At 60.1% G+C, this 14506-nt stretch carries 22 protein-coding genes; 17 read left to right on the top strand and 5 right to left on the bottom strand.

Going from position 1 to position 14506, the window contains the following annotated elements:
* The first annotated feature begins 4 nt into the window (after positions 1–4).
* The 13 genes from rpsH to MOV63_RS12135 all read left to right on the top strand — a co-directional run bounded on the left by rpsH (position 5) and on the right by MOV63_RS12135 (position 8651).
* Positions 5–403: a 30S ribosomal protein S8 gene (gene rpsH / locus MOV63_RS12195; protein ID WP_038542158.1), complete on the top strand. Its 399-nt coding sequence runs from the start codon at positions 5–7 to the stop codon at positions 401–403.
* A gap of 43 nt (positions 404–446) precedes the next feature.
* Positions 447–980 carry a 50S ribosomal protein L6 gene (gene rplF, locus MOV63_RS12190; RefSeq protein ID WP_247034003.1) on the top strand — a complete coding sequence of 178 codons (534 nt, stop codon included), beginning with the start codon at positions 447–449 and terminating at the stop codon, positions 978–980.
* A gap of 12 nt (positions 981–992) precedes the next feature.
* Complete coding sequence (rplR, locus tag MOV63_RS12185) at positions 993–1355, top strand: 50S ribosomal protein L18 (RefSeq protein ID WP_024164298.1); 363 nt, start codon at positions 993–995, stop codon at positions 1353–1355.
* A 151-nt stretch (positions 1356–1506) separates the two neighbouring features.
* Positions 1507–2076 carry a 30S ribosomal protein S5 gene (gene rpsE, locus MOV63_RS12180; RefSeq protein ID WP_038542164.1) on the top strand — a complete coding sequence of 190 codons (570 nt, stop codon included), beginning with the start codon at positions 1507–1509 and terminating at the stop codon, positions 2074–2076.
* Between the two features lie 11 nt (positions 2077–2087).
* Positions 2088–2300: a 50S ribosomal protein L30 gene (gene rpmD, locus MOV63_RS12175; RefSeq protein ID WP_037084714.1), complete on the top strand. Its 213-nt coding sequence runs from the start codon at positions 2088–2090 to the stop codon at positions 2298–2300.
* Positions 2301–2316: 16 nt separating this feature from the next.
* Complete coding sequence (gene rplO, locus MOV63_RS12170) at positions 2317–2796, top strand: 50S ribosomal protein L15 (RefSeq protein ID WP_038542167.1); 480 nt, start codon at positions 2317–2319, stop codon at positions 2794–2796.
* A gap of 240 nt (positions 2797–3036) precedes the next feature.
* Positions 3037–4377 carry a preprotein translocase subunit SecY gene (gene secY / locus MOV63_RS12165; RefSeq protein ID WP_038542171.1) on the top strand — a complete coding sequence of 447 codons (1341 nt, stop codon included), beginning with the start codon at positions 3037–3039 and terminating at the stop codon, positions 4375–4377.
* Positions 4374–5024: an adenylate kinase gene (locus tag MOV63_RS12160; RefSeq protein ID WP_038542174.1), complete on the top strand. Its 651-nt coding sequence runs from the start codon at positions 4374–4376 to the stop codon at positions 5022–5024. Before secY ends, MOV63_RS12160 begins: the two co-directional genes overlap by 4 nt.
* A gap of 239 nt (positions 5025–5263) precedes the next feature.
* Entirely contained in the window at positions 5264–5632 is a 369-nt protein-coding gene (rpsM, locus tag MOV63_RS12155; protein WP_037084707.1) for a 30S ribosomal protein S13, read from the top strand.
* Between the two features lie 121 nt (positions 5633–5753).
* The gene (gene rpsK, locus MOV63_RS12150) at positions 5754–6143 is read left to right on the top strand and encodes a 30S ribosomal protein S11 (protein ID WP_007766864.1); all 390 of its coding nucleotides are present in this window, start codon (positions 5754–5756) and stop codon (positions 6141–6143) included.
* Positions 6144–6324: 181 nt separating this feature from the next.
* On the top strand, positions 6325–7335 hold the full coding sequence (locus tag MOV63_RS12145) for a DNA-directed RNA polymerase subunit alpha (protein ID WP_038542179.1): 1011 nt from the start codon (positions 6325–6327) through the stop codon (positions 7333–7335).
* Between the two features lie 135 nt (positions 7336–7470).
* Positions 7471–7896, top strand: a complete 426-nt coding sequence (rplQ, locus tag MOV63_RS12140) for a 50S ribosomal protein L17 (RefSeq protein ID WP_007766870.1) — start codon at positions 7471–7473, stop codon at positions 7894–7896.
* A 173-nt stretch (positions 7897–8069) separates the two neighbouring features.
* Positions 8070–8651: a DoxX family protein gene (locus MOV63_RS12135; protein ID WP_247034001.1), complete on the top strand. Its 582-nt coding sequence runs from the start codon at positions 8070–8072 to the stop codon at positions 8649–8651.
* Positions 8652–8756: 105 nt separating this feature from the next.
* Here MOV63_RS12135 and msrQ read toward each other — a convergent pair whose 3' ends face one another.
* The gene (msrQ, locus tag MOV63_RS12130) at positions 8757–9422 is read right to left on the bottom strand and encodes a protein-methionine-sulfoxide reductase heme-binding subunit MsrQ (protein WP_247034000.1); all 666 of its coding nucleotides are present in this window, start codon (positions 9420–9422) and stop codon (positions 8757–8759) included.
* A 2-nt stretch (positions 9423–9424) separates the two neighbouring features.
* A complete protein-coding gene (gene msrP / locus MOV63_RS12125) occupies positions 9425–10369 on the bottom strand; it encodes a protein-methionine-sulfoxide reductase catalytic subunit MsrP (RefSeq protein ID WP_247033999.1) in 945 nt (314 codons plus the stop codon).
* A gap of 209 nt (positions 10370–10578) precedes the next feature.
* Between msrP and MOV63_RS12120 the strand changes: the two genes are divergently transcribed.
* Positions 10579–10989 carry a DUF4112 domain-containing protein gene (locus tag MOV63_RS12120; protein ID WP_247033998.1) on the top strand — a complete coding sequence of 137 codons (411 nt, stop codon included), beginning with the start codon at positions 10579–10581 and terminating at the stop codon, positions 10987–10989.
* Between the two features lie 7 nt (positions 10990–10996).
* On the opposite strand, the gene MOV63_RS12115 is transcribed toward MOV63_RS12120, so the two are convergent.
* Positions 10997–11191, bottom strand: coding sequence for a type II toxin-antitoxin system HicA family toxin (locus MOV63_RS12115; protein WP_247033997.1), 195 nt, complete (start codon positions 11189–11191; stop codon positions 10997–10999).
* 3 nt (positions 11192–11194) lie between these two features.
* Positions 11195–11443 carry a DUF1902 domain-containing protein gene (locus MOV63_RS12110; RefSeq protein WP_247033996.1) on the bottom strand — a complete coding sequence of 83 codons (249 nt, stop codon included), beginning with the start codon at positions 11441–11443 and terminating at the stop codon, positions 11195–11197.
* 218 nt (positions 11444–11661) lie between these two features.
* On the opposite strand from MOV63_RS12110, the gene ilvD reads away from it, so the two are divergent.
* The 3 genes from ilvD (at position 11662) to MOV63_RS32955 (ending at position 14131) form a co-directional block, all read left to right on the top strand.
* Positions 11662–13497 (top strand): dihydroxy-acid dehydratase, encoded by a 1836-nt coding sequence (gene ilvD, locus MOV63_RS12105; RefSeq protein WP_247033995.1) that lies wholly within the window; start codon positions 11662–11664, stop codon positions 13495–13497.
* 78 nt (positions 13498–13575) lie between these two features.
* Entirely contained in the window at positions 13576–13791 is a 216-nt protein-coding gene (locus MOV63_RS12100) for a type II toxin-antitoxin system PrlF family antitoxin (RefSeq protein WP_038542199.1), read from the top strand.
* A gap of 118 nt (positions 13792–13909) precedes the next feature.
* A complete protein-coding gene (locus MOV63_RS32955) occupies positions 13910–14131 on the top strand; it encodes a hypothetical protein (protein ID WP_366518552.1) in 222 nt (73 codons plus the stop codon).
* A 7-nt stretch (positions 14132–14138) separates the two neighbouring features.
* On the opposite strand, the gene MOV63_RS12095 is transcribed toward MOV63_RS32955, so the two are convergent.
* A complete protein-coding gene (locus MOV63_RS12095) occupies positions 14139–14501 on the bottom strand; it encodes a lysozyme inhibitor LprI family protein (protein ID WP_038542205.1) in 363 nt (120 codons plus the stop codon).
* Positions 14502–14506 lie beyond the last annotated feature (5 nt).

The following is a 14506-nucleotide window of genomic DNA, read 5'->3' as shown; positions in this document are numbered from 1 at the left end:
TTAGATGACCATGACTGATCCCTTGGGCGATATGCTCACCCGTATCCGCAACGGCGCAGCCCGCCGCAAGTCGACCGTTTCCACGCCTGCTTCCAAGCTGCGTGCACGCGTTCTCGACGTCCTGCAGGCTGAAGGCTATATCCGCGGTTATTCGGAAATCGACTTCGGTAACGGCAAGGCCGAGATCGAAATCGAACTCAAGTACTACGAAGGCGCGTCGGTGATCCGTGAGATCGGCCGCGTGTCCAAGCCGGGCCGCCGGGTCTATGTCTCGGTAAAGTCCATTCCGCAGGTCGCGAACGGCCTCGGCATCACCATCCTTTCGACTCCGAAGGGCGTGATGGCCGATCACCAGGCTCGCGAACAGAACGTTGGTGGCGAGGTTCTCTGCTCTGTCTTCTAAGGCAGAGTAGGGGAACTCCATAGCGAACAGACAGGATTGAAACATGTCTCGTATCGGTAAAAAGCCCGTTCAGGTTCCTGCAGGGATCACGGCCACTGTTGATGGCCAGAAAGTGACTGCCAAGGGCCCGAAGGGTGAGCTTTTCTTCGTCGCAAACGACGAAATCAAGCTGGAACTCGAAAACAATGCTGTCTCGGTGACCCCGGTCAACGACAGCAAGGATGCTCGTTCGAAGTGGGGCATGTCCCGCACGATGATCGAAAACATCTTCAAGGGTGTGAAGGACGGTTTCGAGCGCAAGCTTGAAATCAACGGCGTCGGTTACCGCGCATCCCTGCAGGGCAAGAACCTGCAGCTGGCGCTCGGTTTTTCTCACGACGTGGTCTACCAGACCCCGGAAGGCATCACCATTGCCGTGCCGAAGCCGACGGAAATCGTCGTCACCGGCATCAATAAACAGCAGGTCGGTCAGGTTGCCGCGGAAATCCGCGAATACCGCGGTCCAGAGCCCTACAAGGGCAAAGGCGTCAAGTACGCTGAGGAACGGATCGTCCGCAAGGAAGGCAAGAAGAAGTAAGGACGACGGATCATGGCTACCAGAAAAGAAGCACTCACCAAGCGTGCGAGCCGTGTTCGCCGCCAGATCAAGAAGGTCGCAAATGGCCGTCCGCGTCTGTCGGTTCACCGTTCGTCCAAGAACATCTATGTCCAGGTCATCGATGACGTGGCCGGCCGCACGCTTGCTGCCGCCTCCACCCTCGATGCCGGTCTGCGCACGTCGCTGAAGACCGGTGCTGACGTTGCGGCTGCTGCCGCTGTCGGCAAGCTGGTTGCAGAACGCGCCACCAAGGCCGGCGTGACGGAAGTCGTGTTTGATCGCGGCGCCTTCATCTATCACGGCCGTATCAAGGCCCTGGCCGAAGCTGCCCGCGAAGGCGGCCTGAGCTTCTAAGAATTTTCGCCCGCATCCCTGAAATAGGGGAGGCGGGCGAAATGCGGTTCGCCGCACTCATAAGTCGTTCCATCCTAGTCCTTCGTGGGCAGGGGATGGTTGGCTCCCGGAAATTGCCCATTGCACCCGGAAAAGAAAAAGGAAAAGAACAATGGCACAAGAAAGAAGAGGCCAGCGCGAAGATCGCCAGAGCCGCGAAGAGCGCGATAGCGAGTTCGTCGACAAGCTGGTCGCGATCAACCGCGTCGCCAAGGTCGTCAAGGGCGGCCGTCGTTTTGGTTTTGCAGCCCTCGTCGTCGTCGGCGACCAGAAGGGCCGCGTCGGCTTCGGCCATGGCAAGGCACGCGAAGTGCCGGAAGCCATCCGCAAGGCGACCGAAAGCGCAAAGCGCGATCTGATCTTCGTTCCCCTGCGTGATGGCCGTACGCTGCATCACGATGTCAACGGCCGTCACGGCGCCGGCAAGGTTTTGCTGCGCTCGGCCAAGGCTGGTACCGGCATCATCGCCGGCGGCCCGATGCGCGCCGTATTCGAAACGCTCGGCGTCCATGACGTCGTCGCCAAGTCGACCGGTTCGTCGAACCCGTACAACATGGTTCGCGCAACGTTCGACGCCCTGAAGCATCAGGTGCATCCGAAGGACGTAGCAGCTCAGCGCGGCATCAAGTATGCAACGCTGCAGACTCGCCGCGCCGCTTCCGGCAATGCGCAGGAAGAATAAGGAGAGCGATAATGGCCAAGAAAGCCACTCAGGCAGAAGCCAAGAAGACGGTTACGGTCGAGCAGACCGGTAGCCCCATCCGCCGCCCGGCCGTCCAGCGTCAGACGCTGATCGGTCTCGGCCTCAACAAGATGCACCGGACCCGTACGCTGGAAGATACTCCTTCCGTTCGTGGCATGATCCGGGCTGTCCAGCATCTCGTTCGCGTCGTCGACGAGAAGTGAGACGGAGGAATTGACCATGAAACTGAATGAGATCAAGGACAACGAAGGCTCTTCCAAGGACCGTATCCGCGTAGGTCGCGGTATCGGTTCGGGCAAGGGCAAGACCGGCGGTCGCGGCGTGAAGGGTCAGAAGGCCCGTTCCGGCGTGGCGATCAAGGGCTTCGAAGGCGGCCAGATGCCGATCTATCGTCGCCTGCCGAAGCGCGGCTTCACCAACATCTTCAAGACTGACTACGCCGTCGTTTCGCTCGGCCGTATCCAGACCGCGATTGATGCCAAGAAGCTCGACCCGAAGGCAACGATCGATGCGGCCGCGCTCAAGGCTGCCGGCGTCATCCGTCGCCCCAAGGACGGCGTTCGCCTCCTCGCCGACGGCGAGCTGACGACCAAGGTTTCGATCGAAGTTGCCGGCGCCTCCAAGGCTGCCGTCGAAAAGATCGAGAAGGCCGGCGCTTCGATCAAGCTGCTCGTCGTAGCCGAAGCAGCAGCCGAATAAATCGTTTAGAAATCGCCCGGTTTGTGCTTCACACCGGGCGATTTTATCTCCATATGTGAGCCTCACGATCCCGAAGCGATCCTGTTGGTCGCCTGACCGGGATCATACGGAAAACAGGGTGAGGCATCCGATTGCATTGGCAATCTCGCGCGCCCGGTTTTTGTGAACCTGAATTTTTAGACTGCTTTCCGGACCTGGCATTTCCCCCGCCGCCGGAGAATTGGTCGGGCGGAGAATTGCATGGCTTCTGCAGCGGAACAACTTGCCTCCAATCTGAATTTTGCGACCTTCGCCAAGGCGGAGGATCTCAAGAAGCGGCTTTGGTTCACCCTTGCGGCACTTCTCGTGTATCGCCTCGGCACCCATATCCCGCTTCCGGGCTTGAACCCCGAAGCCTATGCGCAGGCCTTCCGCGGCCAGGCTGGCGGCATCCTCGGACTTTTCAACATGTTTTCGGGCGGTGCAGTGGAGCGCATGGCGATCTTCGCGCTCGGCATCATGCCCTATATTTCCGCATCGATCATCGTGCAGCTGATGACCTCGGTCGTCCCTTCGCTTGAAAACCTCAAGAAGGAAGGCGAAGCCGGCCGCAAGATCATCAACCAGTATACCCGCTACGGAACGGTGCTGCTCGGCACGCTGCAGGCCTATGGCATCGCGGCCGGCCTCGAAAGTGGCCAGGGCCTGGTGGTCGATCCGGGCTGGTTCTTCAAGCTTTCGACGGTCGTCACGCTGCTGGGCGGCACCATGTTCCTGATGTGGCTCGGTGAGCAGATTACGTCGCGCGGCATCGGCAACGGCATTTCGCTGATCATCTTCTCCGGCATTGCCGCCGGCCTGCCGACGGCGCTTGCCGGCACGCTGGAACTCGGTCGCACCGGCGCTCTGCCGACCGCACTGATTCTCACCGTGCTGGTCGTCGCCATCGGCGTTATTGCGCTGATCGTCTTCGTCGAACGCGCCCAGCGCCGCCTTTTGATCCAGTATCCGAAGCGCCAGGTCGGCAACCGCATGTTCCAGGGCGATACGTCGCACCTGCCGCTGAAGCTCAACACTTCGGGCGTCATCCCAGCGATCTTCGCCTCCTCGCTGCTGCTTCTGCCGGCGACTGCCGCGGGCTTTGCCGGCAATTCCGGTCTGCCGGGCTGGGCGACGATGATCATCTCGGCGCTCGGCCACGGCCAGCCGCTGTTCATGCTGTTCTACGGCCTGCTGATCGCCTTCTTTGCCTTCTTCTACACGGCGATCGTCTTCAATCCGAAGGATACCGCCGATAATCTGAAAAAGCATGGCGGCTTCATTCCGGGCATCCGTCCTGGCGAGCGCACCGCCGAATACATCGATTACGTGCTGACCCGAATCACGGTCATCGGCGCGGTCTACCTTGTCTTCGTCTGCATCCTGCCGGAATTCCTAGTGGCCCGCACCGGCGTGCCATTAGCCCTTGGTGGGACTTCGCTTTTGATTGTTGTCAGTGTAACCCTCGATACGGTAGCACAGATTCAGGGGCACCTCATTGCGCAGCAGTATGAGGGTCTGATCAAGAAGTCGAAACTGCGCGGAGGAAAGAGGGGACGATGAGATTGATTCTTTTAGGGCCGCCGGGTGCGGGGAAGGGGACCCAGGCCCAGCGGATCGTGGAGAAGCACGGTATCCCGCAGCTCTCCACGGGCGATATGCTGCGTGCGGCGGTGGCCGCCGAGACGGAAGTCGGCAAGCGCGCCAAGGCCGTCATGGACGCCGGCAACCTTGTCTCCGACGAAATCGTCAATGCGATTGTCTCCGAGCGTATAGACCAGCCCGACTGCGCCAATGGCTTCATCCTGGATGGCTTCCCGCGCACGCTTGTGCAGGCGGATGCGACCGAGGCGATGCTGAAGGCCAAGGGTCTCGATCTTTCGGTCGTCATCGAACTGCGTGTCGACGACAAGGAACTCGTGCGTCGCGTCTCCGGCCGTTACTCCTGCGCCCAGTGTGGCACGGTCTACCACGACACGGACAAGAAGCCGTCCCAGGAAGGTGTCTGCGACAAATGCGGTTCGACGCATTTCAAGCGCCGTCCGGACGACAATGCCGAGACCATGACCAAGCGCCTCGAGGTCTACTACAAGGAAACCTCGCCGCTAATCGGTTATTACCATGCCAAGGGCAAGCTCAAGGCTGTCGACGGCATGGCGGACATGGACAAAGTCACGTCCGATATCGAAAATATCCTGGCGGCTCTTTGAGCCGTCATCGATCTGTTAAAGAATCTTGGGCGGAGCGGTTGCAATTCAGCACTGATTCCGTTAAACACCGCGCCAACTCGCGACAGCTTTAGCGATCGGCGCGGATTTCCCGCAAGGACATCCGAGACCGGTCGTTTTGACCTGTTCCGTATGGTGTTTGAACTGGCGGCCATAAATCTGGCTGCTTTCATGGAAGAAGTACCACTTGCCGGATGGCAACTGGAACAAGGAGAATAGGCGTGGCACGTATCGCTGGCGTCAACATCCCGACTGCGAAGCGCGTTGTCATCGCGCTGACCTACATTCACGGGATCGGCCCGAAATTCGCATCGGAAATCATGGAGAAGGTCGGTCTTCCGGCTGAAAAGCGCGTCCATCAGTTGACGGACTCGGAAATCCTTCAGATCCGCGAAACCATCGACCGCGACTATCAGGTCGAAGGTGACCTTCGTCGCGAAACCGCGATGAACATCAAGCGTCTGATGGACCTCGGCTGCTATCGCGGCCTGCGTCATCGCCGTGGCCTTCCGGTCCGCGGTCAGCGCACGCATACCAATGCCCGCACCCGCAAGGGTCCGGCAAAGGCGATCGCTGGTAAGAAGAAGTAATTTTCAAGTGAGCAGTGATTAGTGAGCGGTGATTAGTCCTGCTCACTAACGACTAACGACTGCTCACCTGAGGTGGAGCCGCTGGAATTACGGCGGTGCAGAGATCAACGAAAGGGATAAAATGGCCAAGGAAGCCACCCGCGTCCGTAGACGCGAGCGTAAAAATATCACGTCGGGCGTTGCCCACGTCAATTCTACCTTCAACAACACGATGATCACCATCACCGACGCGCAGGGCAATGCAATTGCCTGGTCGTCTGCTGGTGCGAAGGGCTTCAAGGGTTCGCGCAAGTCGACCCCGTTCGCCGCTCAGATCGCTGCCGAAGACTGCGCCAAGAAGGCTCAGGAACATGGCATGAAGTCGCTGGAAGTCGAAGTCTGCGGTCCGGGTTCCGGCCGTGAATCGGCTCTGCGCGCTCTGCAGGCTGCCGGCTTCATGATCACCTCGATCCGCGACGTGACCCCGATCCCGCACAACGGCTGCCGCCCGCGCAAGAAGCGCCGCGTCTGATCGTCGGAAAGCGAAGGGGCTACCGGCGGGTGGCCTCTGTCTGAACTCGGGAATAGCCGCCTGACCCTCCCTGGAGGTTCGGCGGCTTTACCCATATCGCCGATGGACATCGTTTCGATCGGTGCTCCTCATGCTCGGTTGCCACGATTGGATGGTGGCAACGAACGGAAGGTATTTAGTGATGATCCAGAAGAACTGGCAGGAACTGATCAAGCCGAACAAGGTGGAATTCTCCTCCTCCGGCCGTACCAAGGTAACCCTGGTTGCCGAACCTCTCGAGCGCGGCTTCGGCCTGACGCTCGGCAACGCGCTTCGTCGCGTGCTTCTGTCGTCTCTGCGCGGTGCGGCTGTAACCGCCGTGCAGATCGACGGCGTATTGCATGAGTTCTCCTCCATCCCGGGCGTCCGGGAAGATGTGACGGACATCGTGCTCAACATCAAGGAAATCGCCATCAAGATGGATGGCGACGACGCAAAGCGCATGGTCGTGCGCAAGCAGGGCCCGGGCTCGGTAACCGCCGGCGACATCCAGACGGTTGGCGATATCGAGATACTCAACCCGCACCATGTCATCTGCACCCTCGACGAGGGCGCCGAGATCCGCATGGAATTCACGGTCAACAACGGCAAGGGCTACGTCCCTGCCGATCGCAACCGTGCCGAAGATGCTCCGATCGGCTTGATCCCGGTCGACAGCCTTTATTCGCCGGTCAAGAAAGTGTCCTACAAGGTGGAAAACACCCGCGAAGGTCAGGTTCTCGACTACGACAAGCTGACCATGACCATCGACACCGATGGCTCGGTCACGGGTGAAGATGCCGTTGCTTTCGCCGCTCGCATCCTTCAGGACCAGCTCTCGGTCTTCGTCAACTTCGACGAACCGCAGAAGGACGTCGAAGAAGAATCGGTTACCGAACTCGCGTTCAACCCGGCGCTTCTCAAGAAGGTGGACGAACTGGAACTTTCGGTCCGTTCGGCCAACTGCCTGAAGAACGACAACATCGTTTATATCGGCGACCTCATCCAGAAGACCGAGGCGGAAATGCTGCGCACTCCGAATTTTGGTCGCAAGTCGCTGAACGAGATCAAGGAAGTTCTGGCATCCATGGGCCTCCATCTGGGTATGGAAGTTCCCGCCTGGCCGCCGGAAAACATCGAAGATCTCGCCAAGCGTTACGAAGACCAGTACTGAAATCAACAAAGGCAGGTTTTGACTGCCTTTCCCCGTCAAACAGCGGGCCTCTGATCGAAAGAGATGAGTGCCCGTATGTGCCAGGAAACGGCAGGCCCGAAAATAGATGGGTACCTGCATTAAAGGAGAATAGCCATGCGCCACGGAGTAGCCGGCCGCAAGCTCAACCGTACCGCCAGCCACCGCAAGGCGATGTTCGCCAACATGGCGGCTTCGCTCATCACTCACGAGCAGATCGTCACGACCCTTCCGAAGGCGAAGGAAATCCGTCCGATCGTCGAAAAGCTCGTCACCCTCGGCAAACGCGGCGACCTGCACGCTCGTCGTCAGGCGATCTCGCAGATCCAGGACCAGGACGCCGTCAAGAAGCTGTTCGACGCCATCGCTTCGCGTTACGCAACCCGCAACGGCGGTTACCTGCGTATCATGAAGGCCGGCTTCCGCCAGGGCGACAACGCTGCCATGGCCGTCATCGAGTTCGTTGAACGCGATGTCGACGCCAAGGGCGCAGCCGACAAGGCTCGTGTTGCTGCTGAAGCAGACGCTGCCGAAGCCGCATAATTTTCCGCATCGTCGAATTGAAAAAGCCGGGTGGAGACGCCCGGCTTTTTCGCGTTTCCGGCCAACTATGGTGGCGACCTTACCGATCGATCGAACGGCTTGACCTGCGTCAAGAGCTCACCCGGCCAAAGCGATAGGGTCTCGGCATTGAGACAAGATCGTGAGGTACGAAAATGGTTGAGCATGTAGTTTTTGAAAATGCGAAAGACGAACTCGTCATTCCCGCTTTGGCCCCTGTCTATGAGAAGCTGGCGCAGCCCATGGCCTGGAGCATATTCCGGCTGGCGGTCGGCGGCATGCTGGTAATCGAGGGATGGCCGAAGATCATTGCGCCGCTGGCGCAGGTAGGCTTCGTCGAAAATATCGGCATGTATCCGGGCTGGTTCTGGTCGCCCTTCCTGGCCGCCCTGCAATTCTTCGGCGGCATGTTCATCGCAGCCGGCCTGTTCACCCGCCCCGTTGCGCTCGCTAACGGCGTGATGCTGGCCATGACCCTCTGGTTCCACGTCACCCATCCCTATGGCGACGCTTTCCTGACCCCGGCCGGCATTGAGGCGCTGAAGGCCGGCGGCCAGCAGTTGTTTACGCCGCAGGCATTGGCGCGGCTGAAGGATGGCGGTCACATCTTCCTGGAACAGGTTCAGAGCAAGGCAGAACTGGCTTCGCTGTTCTGGACAGGCGGCGCCTTCCTCTACGCCGCCTTTGGAGGAGGGTACCTGTCGCTCGACCGGCTGCTGTTCCGCAAGCATTTCTGAGTGGGCCTCAAAGACCTTGAACATGACAGGAGCCGGATCGATGGATCCGGCTCCTTGCGTTGGGGGGCATCCGTAAAGGCCGAGGCGCTCGATCCGCCCTTCGCGTCAGCCGTTCTGCCTTGCCCTCTGCGAGGCCACGGGTTTTACCGGTTTGTTATTGGCCCTTTTCCAATTCAGGATCGGCCGTCTGAGGGATCGATAGGCCAGCAGCAGGGCAATCAACCCGATATGAATGAACGGCACCAATGTCACGGATTTGACCGCCAGCGCATAGTGGAGCGCCCCGCCGGCGGCGATCAGGTAGATCAGCTTGTGCAGCTTGTTCCAGCCCTGGGCGAGCTTTCGGATCGACCAGTTGTTGGAGGTGACCGCAAGCGGGATCAGCAACAGCAGGCAGGCAAAGCCGATGGTGATATAGGGCCGCTTGGCGATATCGCCGCCCACCGCGCTGAAATCGAAACGCAGGTCGAGCGACACATAGACCGAAAAATGCAGGAGCACGTAATAGAAAGCGATCAGCCCGAGCGCTCGGCGATAACGGATCCAGTTGATGCCGGCGAGATCGCGCAGCGGCATGATCGCGAGCGTTGCGATGATGAACCGCAGCGCCCAGATGCCGAGCTGATGTTCGAACTCCTTGACCGGATTGAAGCCGAGGCCACCGGTCAGCCCGAGATAGAAATACCAGACGGCCGGAACGAGACCGATCACATAGAGCGCCCAGACGCTGGCCTTGTGATAGCGGCGGGGCAGGGTAGGAAAGCTCGCCATCCTCAATAATTCGCCTTCAGGTCCAGGCCGTCATAAAGGCTCGCTACCTGATCGGAATAACCGTTGAAGGGCAGGGTCGGCCGGCGGTTGGCGCCGAAGAAGCCGCTTTCGCCGATCCGCTGTTCCGTCGCCTGGCTCCAGCGCGGGTGATCGACTGCCGGATTGACGTTGGAATAGAAGCCGTATTCCCGGGCGTTGGCATTCTTCCAGGTGGTTTGCGGCTGCTTCTCGACCAGCGAGATCTTGACGATCGACTTGATGCTCTTGAAGCCGTATTTCCACGGCACGACGAGCCGGATCGGCGCCCCGTTGGGGTTCGGCAGCGTCTCGCCGTAGAGGCCGACCGCGAGGATCGCCAGCGGGTGGCGCGCCTCGTCGAGCCGCAGGCCTTCGACATAGGGCCAGGGCAGCGCCTGGAAAAAGCCCTTCTGGCCCGGCATTTGCTCCGGCCGCACCACGGTCTCGAACGCGACGTATTTGGCGCTACCGAGCGGCTCGACCTGGTCGAGAAGGGCAGACAGAGGGAAACCGATCCACGGGATCACCATCGACCAGCCCTCGACGCAGCGCATCCGGTAGGTGCGGTCCTCGAGGGTCATCTTCATCAGTTCCTCGAGGCCGAATTCCTTGGGCTTGCCGACCATTCCGTCGACCTTGACCGACCAGGGCGTTGGCTTGAAGTCGCCGGAATTGGCGGCCGGATCTTCCTTGTTGACGCCGAACTCATAGAAATTGTTGTAGGTGGTGACCGCCTCCTTGGGGGTCAGCTTCTCGTCCAGCTTGAAGGCGCTGGGGCTGGCCGTCAGCGGCGCGGAAAAAGCGCTGTCGGCTCCTGCAAAGGTAAGCCCGGCTGCGGCCGCAGCGCCCATAAAATTCCGGCGCGACATGTAGATATCGCGGGGGGTGATTTCGGAAGCCGGAATATGCGGCGGACGATAGGCGGGCATGTCGAAAATCTCCTCTACGGCAACGAGTGCCTTCTTGCTCCTATACGTAACGCGGAACCGAAAGGTTTCACAGCGGCGGGAAGATTGGTTCGAACCACGTTTGCGTGAAAAACCGGAGGTTTGCGGATGGAAATGCCGTCGATGGAACCCCATTTCGAGTTCTTCAGTTCTCATCGCAGGGCCATTCGCCCGACAAGAGGAGATTGCAGATGACGGCACGCACATGGGATGCCGGAAGCCACGAAACCTTCGCCGACCGCACTGAGAGACTACGGCGCCTGCGCCGCCTTTCGGGCATTGCGCGGCTGATGGATACGGCAATCGGCATTCCCGGCACCCGCATCCGTTTCGGCGCCGATTCGGTCTTCGGCCTCATCCCGCTCGTCGGCGATGCGGGCGGCGCGCTGGTCGGCCTTTACATCGTCAGCGAAGCCCGAAAGCTCGGCCTGCCGCCGGAAAAGCTTACCCGGATGCTCGGCAACATTGCCGCGGACTCCTTGCTCGGCAGCGTACCGCTGGCGGGCGATGTCTTCGACCTCTTCTTCAAATCGCACCGCCGCAACGTCAAGATGATCCTCGACCACTTCGATATCCATCCGGATGAACTGCGGGTGAAGTGAGGGCCGATCAGAATGCCTTCGGAAGTCCGGCTTGCTTGAGCGCGGTATTGGCCGTGTGACGAGATTTCACGCCGTGGTCCACCGTGAAATAGCGTTTCGTGATCGGGCTGTACCAGATTTCGTGATCACCCTTGCCGGGCCGATGGTAATAACAGCCGGCCTTTTCCAGCATCTCCTTCAATTCCCGAAGATAGCCGGCCATTGTTCAGGCGCGTCGTGGGTTGGGAATGCGGGAGAGCTGCTCCGACATGATGTAGACGGGAATTTCCTGAAGCGGAGATGAGGTGCCGTTGAGCTCAATCAAGTCGGCGAGCGCGGCTTTCACCTTTGGTTCAAGCTCTTCCATGGTTTCGGCTTCAACGGCCAATCCCTCGATATCATTGCTCGTCGCGACCCACACGGAGGCTTCCTCGTCCCAGGTGGCGTGAACGATGATCGACATGATGGAGGTCATTGCTTTCTCCAGGCGGCTTTGAAAACAATATAGAGGTTCGAGGTCGGGAACACAATTTCGGTTTCTGCAGGTCTTCCAACCGTACCGCTTTGGCCTGTCGTGATAGTGACACTCCGGACGCTTTGCGCTAGGAAAGCCGCAAAACCACGGGCTTTTGCGCGCGTCTCCCGAAAGCGGTAGACTGTGCCGGCCCGCAAGAAGAGATCGAGGACAACACCATGCCAGCTTACCGCTCGAGAACCACGACCCATGGCCGCAACATGGCAGGCGCGCGCGGGCTTTGGCGCGCGACGGGCATGAAGGATTCGGACTTCGGCAAGCCGATCATTGCGGTGGTCAATTCCTTCACCCAGTTCGTGCCCGGTCACGTGCACCTGAAGGATTTGGGCCAGCTCGTTGCCCGCGAGATCGAAGCGGCCGGCGGCGTCGCCAAGGAATTTAACACGATCGCCGTCGACGACGGCATCGCCATGGGCCATGACGGCATGCTCTATTCGCTGCCGTCGCGCGAAATCATCGCCGACTCGGTCGAATACATGGTCAACGCCCACTGTGCCGACGCCATGGTCTGCATCTCCAATTGCGACAAGATCACCCCCGGCATGCTGAATGCAGCGATGCGCCTCAACATCCCGGCCGTCTTCGTCTCCGGTGGCCCGATGGAAGCCGGCAAGGTGGTGCTGAAGGGCAAGACCCATTCGCTCGACCTGATCGACGCCATGGTTGCCGCCGCCGACGACAAGATGAGCGACGAGGACGTCAAGGTCATCGAACGTTCGGCCTGTCCGACCTGCGGCTCGTGCTCAGGCATGTTCACCGCCAATTCGATGAACTGCCTGACCGAAGCGCTCGGTCTGTCGCTGCCCGGCAATGGCTCGGTGCTCGCGACCCATGCCGACCGCAAGCGCCTGTTCGTCGAGGCCGGTCATTTGATCGTCGATATCGCCCGCCGTCATTACGAGCAGGACGACTATTCCGTCCTGCCGCGCTCGATTGCCACCAAGCAGGCTTTCGAGAACGCCATGACGCTCGACATCGCCATGGGGGGCTCCACCAACACCGTCCTGCACATCCTCGCAGCCGCCTATGAAGGCGAGGTCGATTTCAACCTCGACGATATCGACCAGCTCTCGCGCCGCGTGCCGTGCCTCTCCAAGGTCGCGCCGGCCAAGGCCGACGTTCATATGGAAGACGTCCACCGCGCCGGCGGTATCATGTCGATCCTCGGCGAACTGGATAAGGGCGGTCTGCTCAACCGCGAGTGCTACACGGTGCATGCCGAAACGCTCGGTGATGCGATCGACCGCTGGGATATCACCCGCACCAACAGCGAGACGGTCCGCAACTTCTTCCGCGCAGCACCTGGCGGCATCCCGACCCAGGTTGCTTTCAGCCAGGAAGCCCGCTGGGACGAACTCGACACCGACCGCGAGGCAGGCGTCATCCGCTCCGTCGAACATCCGTTCTCGAAGGACGGCGGACTTGCGGTCCTCAAGGGCAATATCGCCATCGACGGCTGCATCGTGAAGACGGCCGGCGTCGACGACTCGATCCTGAAGTTCACCGGTCCGGCCCGCGTTTTTGAAAGCCAGGATGCGGCCGTCAAGGCGATCCTCTCCAACGAGATCGTCGCCGGCGACGTCGTGGTCATCATCTACGAGGGCCCGAAGGGCGGTCCGGGCATGCAGGAAATGCTCTATCCGACCAGCTACCTGAAGTCGAAGGGCCTTGGAAAGGCCTGCGCCCTCATCACCGACGGCCGTTTCTCCGGCGGCACCTCCGGCCTGTCGATCGGCCACGCTTCCCCGGAAGCGGCAAACGGCGGCACGATCGGCCTGGTGCGGGAAGGGGACAAGATCGAGATCGACATCCCGAACCGCACGATCAACCTCGCCGTTTCGGACGCCGAACTCGCCGAGCGCCGCAGAGAGCAGGACGCCTTCGGCTGGAAGCCGTCGCAGCCCCGCAAGCGCAACGTCACCACGGCACTGAAGGCCTACGCTGCGTTTGCCGCGAGTGCTGACAAGGGCGCTGTGCGGATTCTACCGGAGTAAGACACGGCAGATCTCCTCGGTCTCCAGCTTGTTTTGGTAAGGAAATTCCTTACAATAGGGACTGAAGGAGATGCGCCTATGATTACCAGCCGCCTCACCAGCAAATCGCAAACCACGATTCCGCAGCCCGTTCGCACTGCCCTCAAGTTGAGGGAGGGTGATGAGCTCGTTTACACGTTCGAACCAGATGGCCGTGTGCTCATCGCTCGCGCGTCCCAGCCGGTCGACGATCCGTTTGCCACGTTCGATGAGTGGGATAGCGAAGCCGATCGGAAGGCCTATGCCGATCTTTGAGCAGGGCGATATCGTCCGCGTTCCATTTCCATATACGGATCGGGATACGCGCCAGCGCCGTCCGGCGCTCGTTGTATCGTCCGCCATTGGCGAAGGGGCGGCACTTCTTTGAGTCGTCATGATAACCTCCGCCGAAAATCGCCGATGGGCTGACGACATTCCCATCCCGGATCATGCAAGCGCAGGGCTTCCCGCCCCATCGGTTGTTCGTCCGGTCAAAATAGCTACAGTTGAGGCCCGCCATGTTGAGGCGATCGGCAAGTTGCCCGATGAGATCAGCCGGTCGGTCATTCGCCGCATCGCGGGAATCCTATCCACGGCGCTGAACGCCGAGATGTAAGACCCGTTCAAAGCGGCCGGTTCAAATTCTTATACGCCTCGTCCAGCTGCTTCAGCCTCTCGGCATAAGCTGACCGGATGCATTCGACATCCTCGCCGCAGGCCTGGCGTTTCTTCAGCCAGGCGCTCTGTTCGTCCTGTAGTTTGCCGCGGTTTCCCATTGCCATCAGGCCGGTGAGGATATCGAAACTCGTCACCATCTTCACGTCGGCGTCGTTGAGCGTGCGCGTGTCGCAGATCACCTTCTCGTCGGCGGCAAGATCGCCGCGCTCGCAGTCGAAGCTCGCTGCCGACGCGGTCCGAGGACTGGCTGCGACCGTCAGGCCGATAAGAAGGCCCATCGAGGCGATGGCGATGGTCAAATGTCTCATGGCTG

This window comes from Neorhizobium sp. SHOUNA12A, assembly GCF_023006505.1.
Lineage (GTDB): Bacteria > Pseudomonadota > Alphaproteobacteria > Rhizobiales > Rhizobiaceae > Neorhizobium.
This window is presented reverse-complemented; position numbering and strand designations above follow the sequence as displayed.